The organism is Gammaproteobacteria bacterium (genome assembly GCA_034522055.1).
Lineage (GTDB): Bacteria > Pseudomonadota > Gammaproteobacteria > JAABTG01 > JAABTG01 > JAABTG01.
Window position 1 is genome coordinate 1,248,620 of sequence record JAXHLS010000002.1, and the last position, 17,874, is coordinate 1,266,493.

Annotated in this window: 16 protein-coding genes; 8 read left to right on the forward strand and 8 right to left on the reverse strand. The window is 65.7% G+C overall.

Going from position 1 to position 17,874, the window contains the following annotated elements; all coding sequences use genetic code 11:
* Window positions 1-22: 22 nt before the first annotated feature.
* From U5S82_06055 to U5S82_06070, 4 genes are read right to left on the reverse strand one after another with little or no spacing between them, the layout of a single operon-like run.
* Window positions 23-823, reverse strand: coding sequence for an ABC transporter permease (locus U5S82_06055; GenBank protein ID MDZ7751217.1), 801 nt, complete (start codon window positions 821-823; stop codon window positions 23-25).
* Window positions 823-1,749: a nickel ABC transporter permease gene (gene nikB, locus U5S82_06060; GenBank protein ID MDZ7751218.1), complete on the reverse strand. Its 927-nt coding sequence runs from the start codon at window positions 1,747-1,749 to the stop codon at window positions 823-825. The genes U5S82_06055 and nikB overlap by 1 nt, the downstream gene beginning before the upstream one ends.
* Window positions 1,746-2,396, reverse strand: coding sequence for a lipoyl(octanoyl) transferase LipB (lipB, locus tag U5S82_06065; GenBank protein MDZ7751219.1), 651 nt, complete (start codon window positions 2,394-2,396; stop codon window positions 1,746-1,748). Before lipB ends, nikB begins: the two co-directional genes overlap by 4 nt.
* Window positions 2,377-2,649 carry a DUF493 domain-containing protein gene (locus tag U5S82_06070; protein ID MDZ7751220.1) on the reverse strand — a complete coding sequence of 91 codons (273 nt, stop codon included), beginning with the start codon at window positions 2,647-2,649 and terminating at the stop codon, window positions 2,377-2,379. The genes lipB and U5S82_06070 overlap by 20 nt, the downstream gene beginning before the upstream one ends.
* A gap of 267 nt (window positions 2,650-2,916) precedes the next feature.
* Here U5S82_06070 and U5S82_06075 point away from each other — a divergent pair, with 267 nt between their 5' ends.
* Window positions 2,917-4,170, forward strand: a complete 1,254-nt coding sequence (locus U5S82_06075) for a nitronate monooxygenase (protein ID MDZ7751221.1) — start codon at window positions 2,917-2,919, stop codon at window positions 4,168-4,170.
* Here U5S82_06075 and djlA read toward each other — a convergent pair whose 3' ends face one another.
* Together djlA and U5S82_06085 are read right to left on the reverse strand one after the other, a co-directional pair.
* Window positions 4,171-4,968: a co-chaperone DjlA gene (djlA, locus tag U5S82_06080; GenBank protein ID MDZ7751222.1), complete on the reverse strand. Its 798-nt coding sequence runs from the start codon at window positions 4,966-4,968 to the stop codon at window positions 4,171-4,173.
* A gap of 152 nt (window positions 4,969-5,120) precedes the next feature.
* On the reverse strand, window positions 5,121-5,771 hold the full coding sequence (locus U5S82_06085; GenBank protein ID MDZ7751223.1) for an energy-coupling factor ABC transporter permease: 651 nt from the start codon (window positions 5,769-5,771) through the stop codon (window positions 5,121-5,123).
* Between the two features lie 338 nt (window positions 5,772-6,109).
* Between U5S82_06085 and U5S82_06090 the strand changes: the two genes are divergently transcribed.
* From U5S82_06090 to U5S82_06110, 5 genes are all read left to right on the forward strand, one after another.
* Complete coding sequence (locus U5S82_06090) at window positions 6,110-7,183, forward strand: efflux RND transporter periplasmic adaptor subunit (protein MDZ7751224.1); 1,074 nt, start codon at window positions 6,110-6,112, stop codon at window positions 7,181-7,183.
* Between the two features lie 2 nt (window positions 7,184-7,185).
* Window positions 7,186-10,416 (forward strand): efflux RND transporter permease subunit, encoded by a 3,231-nt coding sequence (locus U5S82_06095; protein ID MDZ7751225.1) that lies wholly within the window; start codon window positions 7,186-7,188, stop codon window positions 10,414-10,416.
* A 393-nt stretch (window positions 10,417-10,809) separates the two neighbouring features.
* Window positions 10,810-11,721, forward strand: coding sequence for a LysR family transcriptional regulator (locus U5S82_06100; GenBank protein MDZ7751226.1), 912 nt, complete (start codon window positions 10,810-10,812; stop codon window positions 11,719-11,721).
* 66 nt (window positions 11,722-11,787) lie between these two features.
* Window positions 11,788-12,168 carry a Crp/Fnr family transcriptional regulator gene (locus tag U5S82_06105; GenBank protein ID MDZ7751227.1) on the forward strand — a complete coding sequence of 127 codons (381 nt, stop codon included), beginning with the start codon at window positions 11,788-11,790 and terminating at the stop codon, window positions 12,166-12,168.
* Window positions 12,165-13,247, forward strand: coding sequence for an AI-2E family transporter (locus U5S82_06110; protein ID MDZ7751228.1), 1,083 nt, complete (start codon window positions 12,165-12,167; stop codon window positions 13,245-13,247). The genes U5S82_06105 and U5S82_06110 overlap by 4 nt, the downstream gene beginning before the upstream one ends.
* Window positions 13,248-13,387: 140 nt before the next feature.
* Here the strand turns inward: U5S82_06110 and U5S82_06115 are convergent, their stop codons facing one another.
* Window positions 13,388-14,803, reverse strand: coding sequence for a PhoH family protein (locus U5S82_06115; GenBank protein MDZ7751229.1), 1,416 nt, complete (start codon window positions 14,801-14,803; stop codon window positions 13,388-13,390).
* A 247-nt stretch (window positions 14,804-15,050) separates the two neighbouring features.
* On the reverse strand, window positions 15,051-15,599 hold the full coding sequence (locus tag U5S82_06120; protein ID MDZ7751230.1) for a glycine cleavage system protein R: 549 nt from the start codon (window positions 15,597-15,599) through the stop codon (window positions 15,051-15,053).
* Window positions 15,600-15,833: 234 nt separating this feature from the next.
* Here U5S82_06120 and dapA point away from each other — a divergent pair, with 234 nt between their 5' ends.
* The gene (gene dapA / locus U5S82_06125; GenBank protein MDZ7751231.1) at window positions 15,834-16,712 is read left to right on the forward strand and encodes a 4-hydroxy-tetrahydrodipicolinate synthase; all 879 of its coding nucleotides are present in this window, start codon (window positions 15,834-15,836) and stop codon (window positions 16,710-16,712) included.
* A gap of 14 nt (window positions 16,713-16,726) precedes the next feature.
* Complete coding sequence (bamC, locus tag U5S82_06130) at window positions 16,727-17,854, forward strand: outer membrane protein assembly factor BamC (GenBank protein MDZ7751232.1); 1,128 nt, start codon at window positions 16,727-16,729, stop codon at window positions 17,852-17,854.
* Window positions 17,855-17,874 lie beyond the last annotated feature (20 nt).

The following is a 17,874-nucleotide window of genomic DNA, read 5'->3' on the forward strand; positions in this document are numbered from 1 at the left end:
CCCCGGGGACGCTCCCCGCGGGTCAGGCGGGACGATAACGTACATCGAGGCGATCCCGCAGCCGGTCCCCCAACAGGTTGACGGCGAACACCACCAGCATGAGGGCGATGCCCGGCACCAGCACCAGGTGGGGGGCCACCAGCACGTAGCGGGTGCCGTCCCGGATCATGCTGCCCCAGGAGGGCGCGGGCGGCTGCACCCCGAGGCCGAGGAAAGACAGGCCGGCCTCGGCGATGACGATGCCCGCCATGGCGAAGGTGGCCTCCACGATCAAGGGCGCCGCCAGCAGCGGCAACAGATGCCGCAGGATGATGACGGGTGGCCGGGTACCCAGGGCGACGGCCGCCTGCACGTGCTCGCGGTGCTTGATGGACAGGGCCTGGGCGCGGGCCAGCCGCGCGAAGCCCACCCACCCCACGGCCGCCAGGGCCACCACCACGTTGTCGATGCCGGGGCCGAGGATCCCCGCCAGGGCGATGGCCAGCAGGATCCCCGGGAAGGCCAGGAAGATGTCGATGATGCGCACCATCACGTGGTCCCAGATCCCGCCCACCCAGGCCGCGGACACGCCGAAGGCGGTGCCCACGACGATGGAGATGACCACCACCGAGGCCGCCACCATCAACGACGTGCGGGCTCCCAGCAGCAGCCGATCGGCGAGGGGGCGCCCCAGGTCGTCGAAACCGAGGAGGCCCAACCCACCGGGCCCTTCCAGGATCAGCGGGAGCCGAATGGCATCGCCATCCAGGGGCAACAGCGGGGCCACCAGGGCCACGGCCACCCAGGCCATCACCACCGCCGCCGGAAGCCACAGCCGCAGGATCAAGGGGTGCCTATCCTCACCCGCGGGTCCAGCACCCCGTAGGCCAGGTCCGTGAGAGTATTGATGACCACATAGGCCAGGCTGATAACCAGGATGCAGCCCTGCAGCACCGGGTAATCCCGGCGCTGGATGGCCTCCACCGTCAACTGCCCGATGCCGGGCCATGCGAACACCGTCTCGGTGATCACCGCCCCTCCCAGGAGCGTACCCAGTTGCAGACCCACCACGGTGATCACCGGCAGCGCGGCATTGCGCAGGCCGTGGCGCACCACGATGGTCAACTCGTCGAGACCCTTGGCCCGGGCGGTACGGATGTAGTCCTCCCCCAGCACGTCCAGCAGCGCCGAGCGCACCATGCGCGAGAGGATGGCGGCCATGGCCGTGCCCAGGGTGACGGCGGGCAGCACCAGGGACGCCGGCCCCTCCCAGCCACTCACCGGCAGCCACCCCAGGTGGACCGAGAACAGCAGGATGAGCAGGGGCCCGAGGACGAAGTTCGGAATGGACACCCCCACCATGGAGAAGGTCATGGCGCCGCTGTCCCAGGCGCTGTCGGGGCGTACCGCCGCCACCAGCCCCAGGGGCACGGCCAAAACCAGGGCCACCACCAGGGCGGCGACGGCCAGCACCACGGTGGCGGGGAGGCGCCCGGCGATGACCTCCATCACCGGCTGCCGGGAATGGAGGGAATCGCCCAGGTCACCCCTCACCAGCCCCGAGAAATAATCCGCCAACTGCACGGGCAGGGGCTGGTGGAGACCCAGGGCCCGTTCGAGTTCCACCCGATCCGCGGGCCGGGCACCCTCCCCCAGCATCACCTCCACCGGATCCCCCGGCACCAGGTGGATGAGCAGGAACACCAGCACCGAGACGCCCGCCACCACCACCAGGGCCGACAGCAGTCGCGACAGCAGCCCGTGGATCACCGCGGACCTTCCAGGAGTTCCAGGAACGACCGCGCCAGCCGCCGGCCGGCCTCGGCCTGGTCCCAGGGGATCCCCAGGGCCCGCAGGGAGGTGACCGGCTGACCGGGGTAGCCGCAGGGATTGATGCGGGTGTAGGGGGCGAGGTCCATATCGACGTTGAGGGCCACCCCATGGTAGCTGCAGCGGCGCCGCACCCGCAGCCCGAGGGCAGCCACCTTGGCACCCGCCACGTAGACTCCCGGGGCACCCTCCCGCCGCGCCGCCACTACGCCCGCGGTGGCGAGCAGCCGGATCACGGCCTCTTCCAGCAGGCCCACCAGGGCCTTGACCCCGAGGCCGCGGCGGCCGAGGTCCAGGAGGGTATACATGACGGCCTGCCCGGGGCCGTGATAGGTCACCTGCCCGCCGCGGTCACTCTGCACCAGGGGGATATTCCCCGGGGCCAGCACATGCTCCGGCCGGCCCGCCTGGCCGAGGGTGAACACGGGCGGGTGCTCCACCAGCCACATCTCGTCGAGCGTCGCGGCATCCCGCTCATCGGTGAACGCCTTCATCCGCGCGAGCACGTCGAGGTAATCCACCCGCCCCAGTTCCCGGACCACCGGCGGCCGGGAGACCGCGAGGGCCTCAGAGGGCGAAGCGCACACGACTGTCGGCGGTGAGATCCATGTAGATGGCGTCCAATTGGGCGCGACTGGTGGCCTGGATGGTGACGGTCACCGCCAGGTAGCGCTGCTGGCCGCTGGCTCGGGTGGTCACTTCGTCGATGTGATGGGCCGGCACGTGGCGGCCGATGAGTTCCACCACCAGGGCCTCCAGGTCGTCATCCATGCGCCCCATGGCCTTGATGGGAAAGGAACAGGGGAAACTCAGCAGGCTGTCGTCGTCGGTTGCGGACATTACGGATGTGCATTTGCAGAAGATGGCGCGATGTTAGCGGCTTCGGCCGGCGCCCACCAGAAGCCCCGGGGCCCACGCCCGCCGGCGGCGGCCCGAGCGCAGGGAAACCGCCACCATCACGCCCTGAAATGAGGGGGCCTTGTGTGGTAAGGATGATGGCGCTGCCCGAGGGTGGCCGCACCGCCATGATCCGACGGGATAGTGACTTTGCCTGCGGATGCCTGATAACCTGCCGGGGCCGCTCCGCGCCGTGGAAATTCTTGATTAATGAAGAGACTGGATGATTATCGCCTGACCTGGGACCAGCAGGAACTGGTACCCCTGATGATCGGGGGCATGGGGGTGGACATCTCCGCCGCCGAACTGGCCCTCGAGGCGGCCCGCCTCGGCGGCGTCGGTCACATCTCCGATGCCATGGTACCGACGGTCACCGACCGCCGCTTCCGCACCCGCTACGTCAAGGACAAGCTCAAGAAGTACAAGCTCAACGTCGCCAGCTCGGACAAGTCCGGGGTGAAATTCGACCTCGGCCAGCTGGCCGATGCCACGCGCATGCACGTGGGCCGCACCATGGAGGCCAAGACGGGCGCGGGCATGGTGTTCATCAACTGCATGGAAAAGCTGGGGATGAACGACCCGAAGGCCACCCTGCGGGTGCGCCTCACGGCGGCCCTCGACGCCGGCATCGACGGCATCACCCTGAGTGCGGGGCTGCATCTCGGCTCCTTCGAGCTCATCTCCGACCACCCGCGCTTCCGCGATGCCAAGCTCGGCATCATCGTGTCGTCGGTGCGCGCCCTGGTGTTGTTTCTCAAGCGCGCCGCGCGCCTCGACCGCCTGCCCGACTTCATCGTGGTGGAGGGCCCCCTGGCGGGTGGCCACCTCGGCTTCGGCGAGGACTGGCGGGAATACGACCTGTGGGACATCTTCCTCGAGGTCAAGCACTATCTGCAGGCCCAGGGGCTCGATATCCCCCTGATCCCCGCGGGCGGCATCTTCACGGGCGCCGACGCGGCACGCTACATGGCCGCCGGCGCCGCCGCGGTCCAGGTGGCCACCCGTTTCACCGTGACCCGCGAGTGCGGTCTGCCCGATAAGGTCAAGCAGGAATACTTCAAGGTGAACGAGGACGAGATCGAGGTCAACCTGCTGTCCCCCACGGGCTACCCGATGCGCATGATCAGCTCGTCGCCCGCCATCGGCGCCGGCACCCGCCCTAACTGCGAGGCCTTCGGCTACCTGCTGGACCGCACCGGCAACTGCGCCTATATCGAGGCCTACAACCGCGAGGTGGAGCGCCACCCCGATTCCAAGTCCATCAGCGTCCCCGACAAGACCTGCCTGTGCACCCACATGCGCAACTTCGACTGCTGGACCTGCGGTCACTACGCCTACCGGCTCAAGGAGACCAGCCACCGCCAGCCCGACGGCAGCTATGCGGTGCTGAGCGCCGAGGAGGTATTCAACGACTATCGCTACAACATCGAGCCCGCGGTGCTGCCCCTGGCGGCATCGAGCTGATCAGTAACCCTTGGCCTCGCGGATGGCCTCGTAGGCGGCCTTGATCTCCTGGGTCTTCTCCGTGGCCACCTTGATCATCTCCTCCGGCAGCCCCTTGGAGACCAGCTTGTCCGGATGGTTCTGGCTCATGAGGCGGCGGTAGGCCTTCTTCACGGTGTCGGCATCGGCATCGGGCTTGACGCCCAGCACCGCGTAGGCGTCCTGCAGGCTGAGGCCGCGGATGTTGCGGTCCGGGCCGTGGCGGAAATGGCGCTCGGCCTTGACCCGGCCCTCCACCACATCGAATTCCCGCTGGTCGAAACCCAGGGTCATGCCGATGTGGTGGAGCAGCTGGCGCTCTTCGGGGTGCACCGCCCCGTCCGCATAGGCGGCCTGGAACTGGATCTCCAGGAACAGGCGCAGCAGGCTGTGACGGCGCCGGCACTCGCGACGCAGCTGGTGGAGCACCGCATCGAGGTCGAAATCGGCGCCCTTGCCCTGGTTGAACAACCGTTGGGCCAGGCGCCGTTGCTCGGCCCCCAGGCCCATCTGGTTCATGATCGCCCGGGCGACTTCGATCTCGTCCTCGCTGACCCGCCCGTCCGCCTTGGCGAGCCGCCCCATGACGCTGAAGGTGGCGGTGAAGAAGGCGGTCTGGACGCGCTCACGCTCGTTGAGGCCGCCGTCGTAATCCAGGCGTTCGGTCTTGTCCAAGCCGGCGTCGAAGTTATGGCCCAGGGCGGCGCCGATGAGGGCGCCCAGGGGACCGCCCAGCATGAAACCGAAGGCCCCGCCGAAGACCTTGCCCCACCAAGCCATCTCTAACGTTCATGGGGCGAGGCGCCCCATGCCAAAAGGATGAAAGGCCCGCTCGCCCCGGAACGTTCCCTCACCCCATCCCTCTCCCAGAGGGAGAGGGGGAGGTAGCGTGCCTGCGGCACATCTTTCACGTTAAAGGCCCCTGCCCTGCATCAGGGCGTCTTGTCGGTGAGGTAGCTGCGGTCGTCGAAGGTGGACAGCAAGGCGGGCCAGTAGCTCACGAAGATGGCCACCAGCATGCCCGTTATCCAGGCCTCCCCGAACATCATCAGGGGCGCGAAGGCGAGGTAATCCGACACCAGGTAGCCCGCGGCATAGGCGCCCGTCATGGCCAGCACCAAGGCGATCCCCGTCACCTGGGCCAACACCGCCAGGGCGGCGCCGAAGAACCCGTTGACGAAGATATACACGAAGACATGATGGGGCAGGCGACGCTGTACCAGACGCAAAAGCCCATGACTCACCAGGATGGGGAACCCGCTCTTCAACAGCAGGTTGACGGCGAAGACCTGCGGATCCCCGCCCAGGGTGATATAGCTGCCCAGCAGCGCCACGAAGGCTGCCAGCAGGGCCAGCCGCCATCCGAACATCAGGGTGAGGAGGGTGGCGCCGACGAAATGGAAACCCAGCCCGGCATCCACGCTGGCCTTCAGGGTCCACATCACCATGAGGATCACGGTGCTGGCGAAATAGGGATGCATCAGGCCATCGTCGGCCAGCCTGCGCCACCTCGCACCCATCAGGGCTTGGCGCAGGACCAGGGCCAGGACGACCCAGGCCAGGGCCGACAGCCATCCGTTCAATTGGTCAGCTGCGATGAGCATGGGGACGTTGTACCATAATCGAGGTCTATCGGTTGCTAACTCTCATGGCGATACGCGCCGCCCGAGATGATGAAAGAGGAGCGCCTATCGCCATATACGTTCGCTCACTCAACCCCTCTCCAGAGGGAGAGGGGCAGAGGGGGAGATCGCGCTTCGCGACTTTCACGCTAAACTGTCCGCATGAGCGGAGCTTGGCAACCATCATAAGGGAATTCACCGTCCATGTATGGATACCGGCCGCTCGTTTTTACCTCGTTTCCCAATCGCAGTAAAGTATATTATTATCTTCTAATATTTATCCTCGGAGTATTCCTGTGATGACTCGAAGACTCGCGGTCGCGTGCACCCTGCTGTTCATGACCGCCGGCCCGGCCCCGGCAACCGCCGCCGAGCCCGCCCCGCTGCCTTTCGCGACGGTGGCGGTGGATTATCAGGAGGTGGTGCGCATCGATAGCTTCAATGCCACCATCGAGGCGGTCAACCGTTCCACCGTATCCGCCCAGACCTCCGGCCAGGTCAACCAGGTCAATTTCGACGTTGACGATTATGTCCCCAAGGGCGAGGTACTGTTGCGGCTCAGGGACACGGAGCAGCAGGCTCAGCTCAATCAGGCCGAGGCCAGCCTCCAGGAGGCCCGCGCCCGCTACGCCGAGGCCCGTGATCAATTCCAGCGCATGGAAAAACTGTTCGAGGACAACAACGTCTCCCGTTCCGAGATGGACCGGGTGCGGGCCGAACTCGACGCCGCCCGGGCGCGCCGTGATGCCGCCGAGGCCGGTCTCGCCCGCGCCAGAGAGCAGCTCGACTACACGGTGGTGAGGGCGCCCTTCGGCGGTATCGTGGTGTCCCGCCACGTGGAGCAGGGAGAAACGGTGAATCCGGGCCAGCCCCTGATGACGGGTTTTTCCCTGGAGCAACTGCGGGCCGTCACCGAGGTGCCCCAGAACCTCATCGGCAACATCCGGGAGGAATCCCGCGCCCGGGTGCTGATCCCCGGACCGCAGGGTCGCGAACTGCCGGCGGTCAAGCTGACCTTCGCCCCCTACGCCGACACCAGCACCCATACCTTCCGTATCCGCGTCGATCTGCCGCCCGGTGAGGAAGACATCTATCCCGGCTCCTTCGTCAAGGTGGGCTTCATCACCGGCCGCGACCGGGCGCTCCTGGTGCCCGCCGACGCCGTCGCCTTCCGCAGCGAGGTGCGGGCCGTCTACGTGGTGGACGACGCCGGCCGCATCAGCTTCAGGCAGGTGCGTCTCGGGCGCAATCTGGGGCCCCACATCGAGGTGCTGGCGGGTGTCGAGGCCGGTGAAAAGGTGGCCCTCGACCCGGTACGTGCCGCCACCTACCGCAAAGAGCAGGGCCGCCGCGGCGACGGGGAGGCGTCCTGACGATGGCTGAGGAACTCGGCTTCTCGGGGCGCGTCGCCCGCAGCTTCTACCGCTCGGAGATCACCCCCCTGCTGGCCCTGGTGGGGCTGCTGCTGGGGCTGTTCGCCATTATGGTGACACCGCGCGAAGAAGAGCCCCAGATCAATGTCACCTTCGCCAACGTCTTCGTGCCCTTTCCGGGGGCCTCCAGCGAAGAGGTGGAAAGCCTCGTCAGTACCCCGGCGGAGCAGGTGTTTTCCGAAATCGAGGGCGTCAAGCACGTCTATTCCGTCTCGCGGCCGGGCATGGCGGTCCTGACGGTGCGCTACGAGGTGGGCGAGAACCGCACCGACGCCATCGTCAGGCTCTACGAGAAGATCTTCTCCAACCAGGACTGGCTGCCGGACAACCTCGGTGTCGGCGAACCCATCGTCAAGGCCAAGGGCATCGACGATGTGCCCATCGTCACCCTCACCCTGTGGACCGAGAGCGAAGATAAGGGCGCCCACGAACTCCAGAAGGTGGCCCACGCCATCGAGGCCGAACTGAAGCGGGTCGCCGGCACCCGCGAGGTCTACACCGTGGGGGGGCCGGACAACGTGGTCCACGTCACCCTGGACCCGGTGCGCCTGGCGGGTTTCGGCATCGCCATCTCGGACCTGCGGCAGTCGCTTGCCGCCGCCAACACCACCCTGGCGGCGGGCGCCGTCACCCGGGACAATCTCGAGATCATCGTGCAGGCGGGGGAGTTCCTGGTGGATGTGGACGGCATCGCCTCCCTCATCGTGGGCGTCCATGAGGGCGCGCCGGTGCATCTGCGCGACGTGGCGGACATCCGCCTGGGCGCCGACCAGCCCGAGAGCTACGTCTGGACGGGGGCGGGCCCGGCCGCCCCCGACAACGGTATGGCGCTCTCCGGCAAGTACCCGGCCGTGACCGTGGCGGTGGGCAAGCAACCCGGCACCAATGCGGTGGCGGTGGCCGCCCAGGTCATCGAGCGCTTCGAACAATTGAAGGGTGTGTTCGTCCCCGACGACGTGCAGGCCACCATCACCCGCAACTACGGCCTCACGGCGGATCAGAAGGCCAAGAAGCTCATCACCAAGCTGGCCTTCGCCACCGCCTCCGTGGTGCTGCTGGTGCTCATCGCCCTGGGCTGGCGCGAGGCCATCATCGTCGGCACCGCCGTCGTGATCACCCTCATGGCCACCCTGTTCGCCTCCTGGGCCTGGGGCTTCACCCTGAACCGGGTGTCCCTGTTCGCCCTCATCTTCTCCATCGGCATCCTGGTGGACGACGCCATCGTGGTGGTGGAAAACATCCACCGTCACATGCACATGGGGGGCAGGACCCTGCGGGAGTCCATCCCCCTGGCGGTGGACGAGGTGGGCGGCCCCACCATCCTCGCCACCTTCACCGTCATCGCCGCGCTGCTGCCCATGGCCTTCGTCACGGGCCTCATGGGCCCTTATATGAGCCCCATTCCCATCAACGCCAGCTTCGGCATGCTGTTGTCCCTGATCATCGCCTTCGTGGTCACACCGTGGCTCTCCCTCAAGATCCTCGGCCCCCTGGACACCGCCCACGCCGGCCAGGGCGCCCATGACGAAGACAAGGCGCCGGGGGCCCTGGACCGGCTGTTCAGAACCACCCTGACCCCCTTCCTCCAGGGACGTGGCGGCGCCGCCAAACGCTGGCTGATGCTGGGGGGAATCCTCATCCTCATCGCCCTGTCCCTGAGCCTGGCGGTGTTCCAGTCGGTGGTCCTCAAGATGTTGCCCTTCGACAACAAGTCGGAGTTCCAGGTGGTGGTGGACATGCCCGAAGGCACGGCAGTGGAGCGCACCGCCCACGTCCTGGATGAACTCACGGCCTATCTCGCCACGGTACCCGAGGTCACGGACTTCCAGGTCTACGCGGGCACCGCGGCCCCCATCAATTTCAACGGTCTGGTACGCCAGTACTACCTGCGGGAAAGCGCCGAGCTCGGCGACATCCAGGTGAATCTGGTGGACAAGAGTCTGCGCGATCGCGAGAGCCATGCCATCGCTCAGGCGGTGCGCGGCCCGCTGCAGGAGATAGGCGAAGGCTTCGACGCGGTAGTCAAGGTGGTGGAGGTGCCCCCCGGACCGCCCGTTCAGGCCCCCCTGGTAGCGGAGATCTACGGCCTCAGCTATGAGGGCCAGTCGCGGGTGGCCAAGGCCGTGCGCGAGGTCTTCGAGGCCACTCCCGACATCGTCGACGTGGACGACAGCGTGGTGGCGCCGGCGCCCAAGCTGGTGGCCCGCATCGACCAGCACAAGGCCGCCCTGCTGGGGGTGCCGCAGCAGGTGGCCGTATCCGCCATCCGCTCGGTGCTGGCGGGCGAGGACATGAGCTATCTCCATGGCGGCAAGGTCAAATACCCGGTGCCCGTGCGCGCGGAGTTCTCGGTGGCGGACAAGGCCGATACCAGGAGCCTGCTGAAGCTCAGGGTGCGCAGCAACGACGGCACCCTGGTGCCCCTGTCGGAGTTCGTGACCCTGGTGGAGACCCGGCGGGAGAACTCCATCCACCACAAGGATCTGTTGCCCGTGACCTACGTCACCGGCAACATGGCGGGCGATCTGGATAGTCCCCTCTACGGAATGTTCGAAATCTTCGCAAGCCTCGGCGACATCACCGTGGAGGGCGACTACACCCTGGACCAGTTTCTGTTCAGCCAGCCGGAGAACCCCTACACCTACAGCATCAAATGGGACGGCGAGTGGCAGGTCACTTTCGAGACCTTCCGCGACATGGGGATCGCCTACGGCGTGGGCATGATCCTCATCTACCTCCTGGTGGTGGCCCAGTTCCGCTCCTACCTGACGCCGCTGATCATCATGGCCCCCATCCCCCTGACCATCATCGGCGTGATGCCGGGACATGCCCTGCTGGGGTTCCAGTTCACGGCCACCTCCATGATCGGCATGATCGCCCTGGCGGGCATCATCGTACGCAACTCCATCCTGCTGGTGGACTTCATCAACCAGACGGTGGAGGCTGGCAGCTCTTTCCAGGAGGCCGTGATCCAGGCCGGGGCCGTACGCGCCAAGCCCATCGTCCTCACGGGCCTGGCAGCCATGATCGGGGCCTTCTTCATCATCGACGATCCCATCTTCAGTGGTCTGGCCGTGTCGTTGATCTTCGGCATCCTGGTCTCCACCGTCCTCACCCTGGTGGTGATCCCCGTGATGTACTACGCCTTCAACTACCGCAAACTGGGCAGCTGAAACCGGTACGCCCCCCCGGGGTCCAAACGCGTTCCACCCGGCCCGGCCATGGCAGTGGCCGGGCACCCGTGATGCGCGCCCGCCCGGACCCGCCGTATATCCGCCGCCGCCGCCGCCGCCACGGCCCGGGCGCTTTCAGAGTCCCGAGTCGAATCAGACATTTACAAAGAAATGCAGATCCTATACCGTTAAGCGAAGGGCGCCGTGCCCCATTGGGGCGCCGGCCGATCCGAAACGCCTGGACCAGGCAGCTACGGGCGATGGCCGTGCGGCTCCGCAGGATGAGGCGCTTTCCGCCTTCCACGGGGCCACGTTACAGACGGACGGCCCGCGGTCTCCCGGGCGCCCGGTCCGTCCGCGGTCAAACCCGCATATCAACCCACGTGAACGACTATGGCCGACCGACGCTTGCAGGTGTTTCATACCGTTGCCCGGTTGCTGAGCTTCACCAAGGCGGCGGAAGCGCTGCACATGACCCAGCCCGCGGTGACCTTCCAGGTACGCCAGCTCGAGGACTATTTCAACACCCGCCTGTTCGACCGCACCCACAACCGCATCAGCCTCACCGAAGCGGGCCAGCGGGTCTACGGCTTCGCCGACCAGATCTCCAGACTCTACGACGAGATGGAAGGCTCGGTACGGGAACTCACGGGAGATATCAGCGGCGTGCTGATGATCGGGGCCAGCATGACAGTGGCCGAGTACATGCTCCCGGCCCTCCTCGGCGACTTCAAGAAAAAATATCCCGAGGTGAATATCCGGCTCAAGGTATCCAACACCGAAGGCATCGTCTCCATGGTGGAGGACAACGAGATCGATCTCGGGGTAGTGGAGGCACCGGTGAGCAACAAGAACCTGGCCGTGGAATTGTGCCGCGCCGATCAGCTTGTGGTGGTGGTATCTCCCGAGCACGAATTGGCATCCCGCGACCATGTCGAAGTATCGGAGCTGCTCAACCACCCGTACATCTGTCGCGAGGAGGGGTCCGGAACCCGCGAGGTGATCCATGAATACCTGCGCTCGGCGGGCCTGTCCACCAGCGAGCTCAACACGGTGATGGAACTCGGCAGTCCCGAGGCCATCAAAGGCGCCGTGGAGGCCAACATGGGCATTTCCGTACTCTCACGCACCACCTTGAGCAAGGAGCTGCGGTTGGGGACCCTGACGGCGATCCCCCTCGAGCCACTCCTGGAGCGCCCATACTCCTTCGTGCACCAGAAGCAGAAATTCCGGGTACGGGCGATGGAGGAATTGCTGAACTTCGCCCGCCACTACTGCAGCACCCATCAATCCGACGATCTCTGACGTGCCGGGAGCCGACCATCGATACCCGCGCCCCGGGCAGCCCCAGCTAACACCCGACCCATGTTCGTGAAGAACAGACCGAGCGATCCGCGGGAACGGGAGTTACTGGACCGGTTCCGATGCCTGTCGCCCGAGCAACAGGACACCCTGGTGGCCTTCGCGGCGTTTCTCGCCGAGCGCGCAGACACCCAGGAACCAGCGGACCAACCGCTGCCCCCTCCCGAGTCCATCCCGCGCCCGGCCCAGGAATCGGTGGTCAAGGCCATCAAGAGGCTCACTCATACCTACCCCATGGTGGAGCGTTCCAAGGTTCTCGGGGAAACCTCCGATCTGGTGAGTCAGCATGTCCTCCAGGGCCGCGATGCGGCAGCGGTCATCGATGATCTGGAGCAGATATTCCGCCGCCATTACGAACGGCTGGTGGAGGAACGCGGGGCCAATCGATGATCAGCGTCCTCAAGGACTGGTTCCACCGCTATTTCTCGGACCCTCAGGCCATCGTCCTGACCGTCCTGCTGCTGGGTGGTTTCACCATCGTGCTCACCCTGGGCTCCATGCTCGCGCCCGTGCTGGGCAGTATGGTCATCGCGTACCTGCTTGAAGGGCCCATCTACCAGTTGGAAAAGCGCCACGTACCGCGCCTGGTGGCGGTGACCTTCGTCTATCTGATATTCCTGACGACGTTGCTGTTCATCATCTTCGGGCTCATTCCCCTGCTGTCGCGTCAGGTGACCCAGCTGGTCCTGGAGTTACCCAACATGGTGGTGCAGGGGCGCCAACTGTTGCTGGAATTGCCCGGGCGCTACCCTGCCCTGATATCCACGGACCAGGTGTACGAGATCACGGGCCGCCTCAAGACCGAACTGGGGAGCCTCGGCCAACAGGTGCTGTCCTTTTCTTTGTCCTCCATTCCGGGCCTCATCACCCTCACCGTCTACCTCATCCTGCTACCGCTGCTGGTGTTTTTCTTCCTCAAGGACAAGCAGTCCATCGTCGACTGGTTCACCAGCTTCCTGCCCAAGGAGCGCAGCCTCGCCACCCGGGTGTGGCGGGAGATGGACCAACAAATCGGCAACTACGTGAGGGGTAAGTTCTGGGAGATCCTCATCGTCGGTGCGTCCACCTACGTCACCTTCCAGCTCATGGGCCTCAACTATGCGCCCCTGCTCGCGGTGGTGGTGGGCCTGTCGGTGATCATCCCCTACATCGGTGCCACCGTGGTCACCTTTCCCATCGCCCTGGTGGCCTTCTTCCAGTGGGGCTGGGGCGAGCAGTTCGGGTGGCTGGTGGGGGCCTACCTGATCATCCAGGCGGTGGACGGCAACGTGCTGGTGCCGCTGCTGTTTTCCGAGGCCGTGAACCTCCACCCCATCGCCATCATCGTGGCGGTACTGGTATTCGGTGGCCTGTGGGGCCTGTGGGGGGTGTTTTTCGCCATTCCCCTCGCCACCCTCGTGAAGGTGCTCCTGAGCGCCTGGCCGCGGGCACGATCGGCACCGGCGGCGGAGCGACTGCCGGCGCTCTAGTTAACTCTCATGGCGATACGCGCCGCCCGAGATAATGAAAGAGGAGCGCGTATCGCCATGTTCGTTCCCTCACCCCATCCCTCTCCCAGAGGGAGAGGGGGAGTTCGTGCTTCGCGATTTCACGTTAAGGCCCATCAATATCACAGTTCCGTAGCGGCGAAGTCCGCGAGGCGGGAGCGTTCGCCCCGGCGCAGGGTGATATGGCCGCTGTGGGCCCAGTCCTTGAAACGGTCGACCACGTTGGTGAGGCCCGAGGTGGTCTCGGTGAGATAGGGCGTATCGATCTGCCCCACGTTGCCGATGCAGACCACCTTGGTGCCCGGCCCCGCCCGGGTCACCAGGGTCTTCATCTGCTTGGCCGTGAGGTTCTGAGCCTCGTCGATGATGATGTAGCGGTTGAGGAAGGTGCGGCCGCGCATGAAGTTAAGGGAGCGGATCTTGATGCGCTTGGTCAGCAGATCATTGGTGGCCTGGCGGCCCCATTCGCCGCCCACCTCGGAGTCCGTGAGCACCTCCAGGTTGTCCATCAGGGCCCCCATCCACGGCGTCATCTTCTCCTCTTCGGTGCCCGGCAGGAAGCCGATGTCCTCCCCGACGGGGACGGTGACCCGGGTCATGATGATCTCCCGGTAGAGCTTGTCCTCCAGGGTCTGAACGAGACCGGCGGCCAGCGCCAGCAGGGTCTTGCCGGTGCCCGCCGTGCCCAGCAGGGACACGAAGTCGATGTCCGGATCCATGAGCAGGTTGAGGGCGAAGTTCTGCTCTCGGTTGCGTGCCGAGATCCCCCACACGGCATTGCCGGCGTGCTGGTAATCCACGGCCAGCTGAATCACCGCACTGGCGTCGTCCGCCACGCCGCGCACCAGTACCTCGAAGGGCCGTTGCCCCTCCAGGTACAGGCATTGGTTGGGATACCACTGGCCCGTGATATCGCCAGAGACCCGGTAGTAGGTGCGGGTCCCCTCCTGCCATGACTCGAGATGCTCGCCATAGCGCGTCCAGAAGTCCTCCGGCAACCGGCTCTCGCCGGTGTAGAGCAGGTCGACGTCGTCCAGCACCTTGTCATTGGAATAATCCTCCGCGGGGATGCCGAGGGTATGGGCCTTGATGCGCAGGTTGATGTCCTTGGACACCAGGACGATCCTGCGGTCCCGGCGCAGCTCCTGCAGCCATATGCTGGTGGCGAGGATGGAATTGTCGGGACGGTTGCCGGGCAGGGTATCCGGCAGCTGGATGGTATGGGGGCGGGTCTGGAAGAACAGGCGGCCCGTCGGCCCACCCTCGTCACGGCCGGGATTCTCCACATGGGGCAGAAGAAGTCCCTCCTCGATCGCCGTGACATCGGCGTCATCGATGATCTCGTCCAGGAAGCGGCTCACCTGCCGCACGTTGCGGGCCACTTCCGATACGCCCTTCTTGGCCGCATCCAGTTCCTCCAGGACCACCATGGGCAGGAACACATCGTGCTCCTGGAAACGGAAGAGGGAACCGGGATCATGCATGAGAACGTTGGTATCCAGCACGAACACCTTCCTCGTCGCCCTCACGTCACTCATACCGGCCAGCTCCATCTCGCTAATCAGGAAAACTCTGAATAATCTGCCTCGCCAGCAGACTTCATGGGTGTAGAGAAGAAGTGTTCCTCTCGCCAAGATCGCCAGGAACGCCAAGGGATTGGGCCAAGGCATTAGGGGAATGACAGAAACTCTCCCCTTGGCGATCCTGGCGTCTTGGCGAGAGCCCACCCATTGTTCGTTGTGGAAAAACCAACCCGAAACATCCGGCCCGCCGGCCGCAAGGACCCTACTTGACGGGGGCCAGCATGGCATCCAGGTTCAAGGCGTCACAGAAATCCATGAACTCGCCACGCAGGGCGGCCACCGACATGTCGGCGGGCACACCTACCGTCATGTGCAGGGAGAACATGGGCGTGCCCGTGTGGGGCGCCGCATAACGCCCGGTGTAGAGGTCCTCGACGTTGATATCGCGACTGGAGAAGAATTCCGCGATGTCGTGGACGATGCCGGGATGGTCGAGGGCCACCACCTCCACGGCATAGGGGATCAGAGAAGTGGAATCGGCCCGTTCCTCGGTACGCCGGGTGATCACCGTCAGGTCGAGCTTGTCCTGCAGGCGTATGAGGTGGTCCTCGGCCTTGGCCACGGCGCTCCAGTTGCCCGATACCATCATGATCACGGCAAATTCGCTGCCAAGCACCGTCATGCGGCTGTCCAGGACGTTGCAGCCGCAGTCCAGGACCGCCTCCGAGATCCTGTTGACGAGGCCGGGCTGATCACGGCCCAGGGCCGAGATGACGAGGAGGTTTTCGCTGCTGGTGGAGGTGTCGGCCAATCGGTTGTCTCCTGAACTCGTTGTGCTACCTGACCGGAAGGACCCCGGACGCGCCCCGGGATTCCGTCACATTGGGACTCGCCCCGCAGTTTAACGGAGAAGCCGCCTCGGAAAGTATACCGCAAGGGTCAGTCCGTCATAAGGTACGCCACCGTCCGGCTTGGGCCCCGTTGTTGCGGCGCACACCTGGGGCAAGTACGATGACAGACTTTTCTCGGAATCGCGGTGTCTTCCATGTTTCAAGGCAGTATCGTCGCCCTGGTGACCCCCATGAAGGAGGACGGGCAACTGGCAGAGGATGCCCTCGCCCGCCTCATCGACTGGCATGTGGCGCAGGGCACCGACGGCCTGGTGATCGCCGGCACCACCGGTGAATCCGCCACCCTCGACGAACAGGAACACTGCCACCTGTTGCGTCTCGCCATGGAAATCAACGCCGGCAGGCTGCCCCTGATCGCCGGCACCGGGGCCAACTCCACCCGCGAGGCCATCGCCCTGACCCGCTGTGCCCGGGACGCCGGCGTGGATGCGTGCCTGCTGGTGACGCCCTACTACAACAAGCCGACCCAGGAGGGCCTCTATCGCCACTTCACGGCGGTGGCCGAGGCGGTGGACGTGCCTCAGATCCTCTACAACGTGCCGGGGCGGACGGCCTGCGACATGGTGCCGGAGACGGTGGCCCGCCTCGCGTCCGTGGCCAACATCATGGGCATCAAGGAGGCCACCGGCGACATCGGCCGGGTGACCCGCATCCGCGAGCTCTGCGGCCCCGACTTCGCCATCTACAGTGGCGAGGACGGCAACGCCCTGGACGCCATGGTGGCGGGCGCCCAGGGGGTCATCTCGGTCACCGCCAACGCCGCGCCCGGGCCCATGCACGAGATGTGCCGCCTGGCCCTGGCCGGTGAAGAGGCCGCCGCCCGGGAGATCGACGCCCGCCTGCGGCCCCTCCACGACGCCCTGTTCCTGGAGTCCAACCCCATTCCCGTCAAGTGGGCGGTCGCCGAGCTGGGCCTCATGCCCGCCGGCATCCGGCTGCCCCTGACCCCCCTGTCCGAGCAATTCCATGACTCCGTGCGCGGCGCCCTGCGCCATGCCGGCATGATCGACTGAGTACCAGAATCCCCATGAGTCCAGCCACACCCTTTCGCATTCTCTCCACCGCCTCGGCCGTGGTCGCCCTGCTCCTGCTTTCCGCCTGCGACTCCGTGCCCAAGCTGGGCGGGGTGGTGAAGGACAAATCGGCAGAGTACAAGTCCAGCCGCAGCGAGCCTCGGCTCGAGGTGCCGCCGGACCTCAGCTCCTCCACCATCAGGGACTCCATGGTGGTACCCAATGCCGGCGCCACCTTCTCCGAGTTCTCGGATGAACAGGGACGACCAGGGGCCGGCGACGAGGTGCTGGTGGTGCCCGAGGGCGTGGAAGTGGCGCGGGACGGCGACAAGCGCTGGCTGGTGCTCGAAGGCCCCCCCGCCAATTACTGGAACCGGGTGCGCGACTTCTGGCTCGAGCAGGGCCTGCTGATCCAGATGGACAACCCCGCCATCGGCATCATGGAGACCGACTGGGCGGAGAACCGGGCCGACATCCCCAGCGACTTCATCCGCAACACCATCGGCAAGGTCTTCGACTCCCTCTACTCCGCGGCCACCCGGGACAAGTTCCGCACCCGTTTCGAGCGTGGCTCCGAGCCCAACACCACCGAGGTCTACATCACCCACCGTGGCGCCGAGGAGAAGGTGCAGGGGGATTCCACGTTGTGGCAGCCGCGGCCCTCGGACCCGGAACTCGAGGCGGAAATGCTGCACCGTCTCGTAGTGTTCCTCGGCGTCAACGAGCAGCGCGCCGACCGCATGATAGCCCAGACCCGGGAGCGCGAGCCGCGGGCCAGCCTGGAACGCCGCGGCGACGGTGACGTGGCCCTGGTGGTCAAGGACCGCTTCTCCCGGGCCTGGCGGCGCACCGGGCTGGCCCTCGACCGGGTGGGCTTCACGGTGCAGGACCGCGACCGTTCCCGCGGCCTCTATTTCGTGCGTTACGTGGACCCCCTGGCCACCGGCAGCGACGATGTGAGCCTGTTGTCCAAGCTCAATTTCTGGTCCGACGACGAAGACGACCGCAAGGTGGAGTACCTCATCAGCCTGCAGGAACAGGAGGCCACCACCGACGTCATCATCCTGGACAAGGAAGGCCAGGTGGAACGCAGCGAGACCGCCAACCGCATCCTCTCCCTGCTCCACGAGCAACTGCGCTGAAGGCGCCGCAAACCCCGACC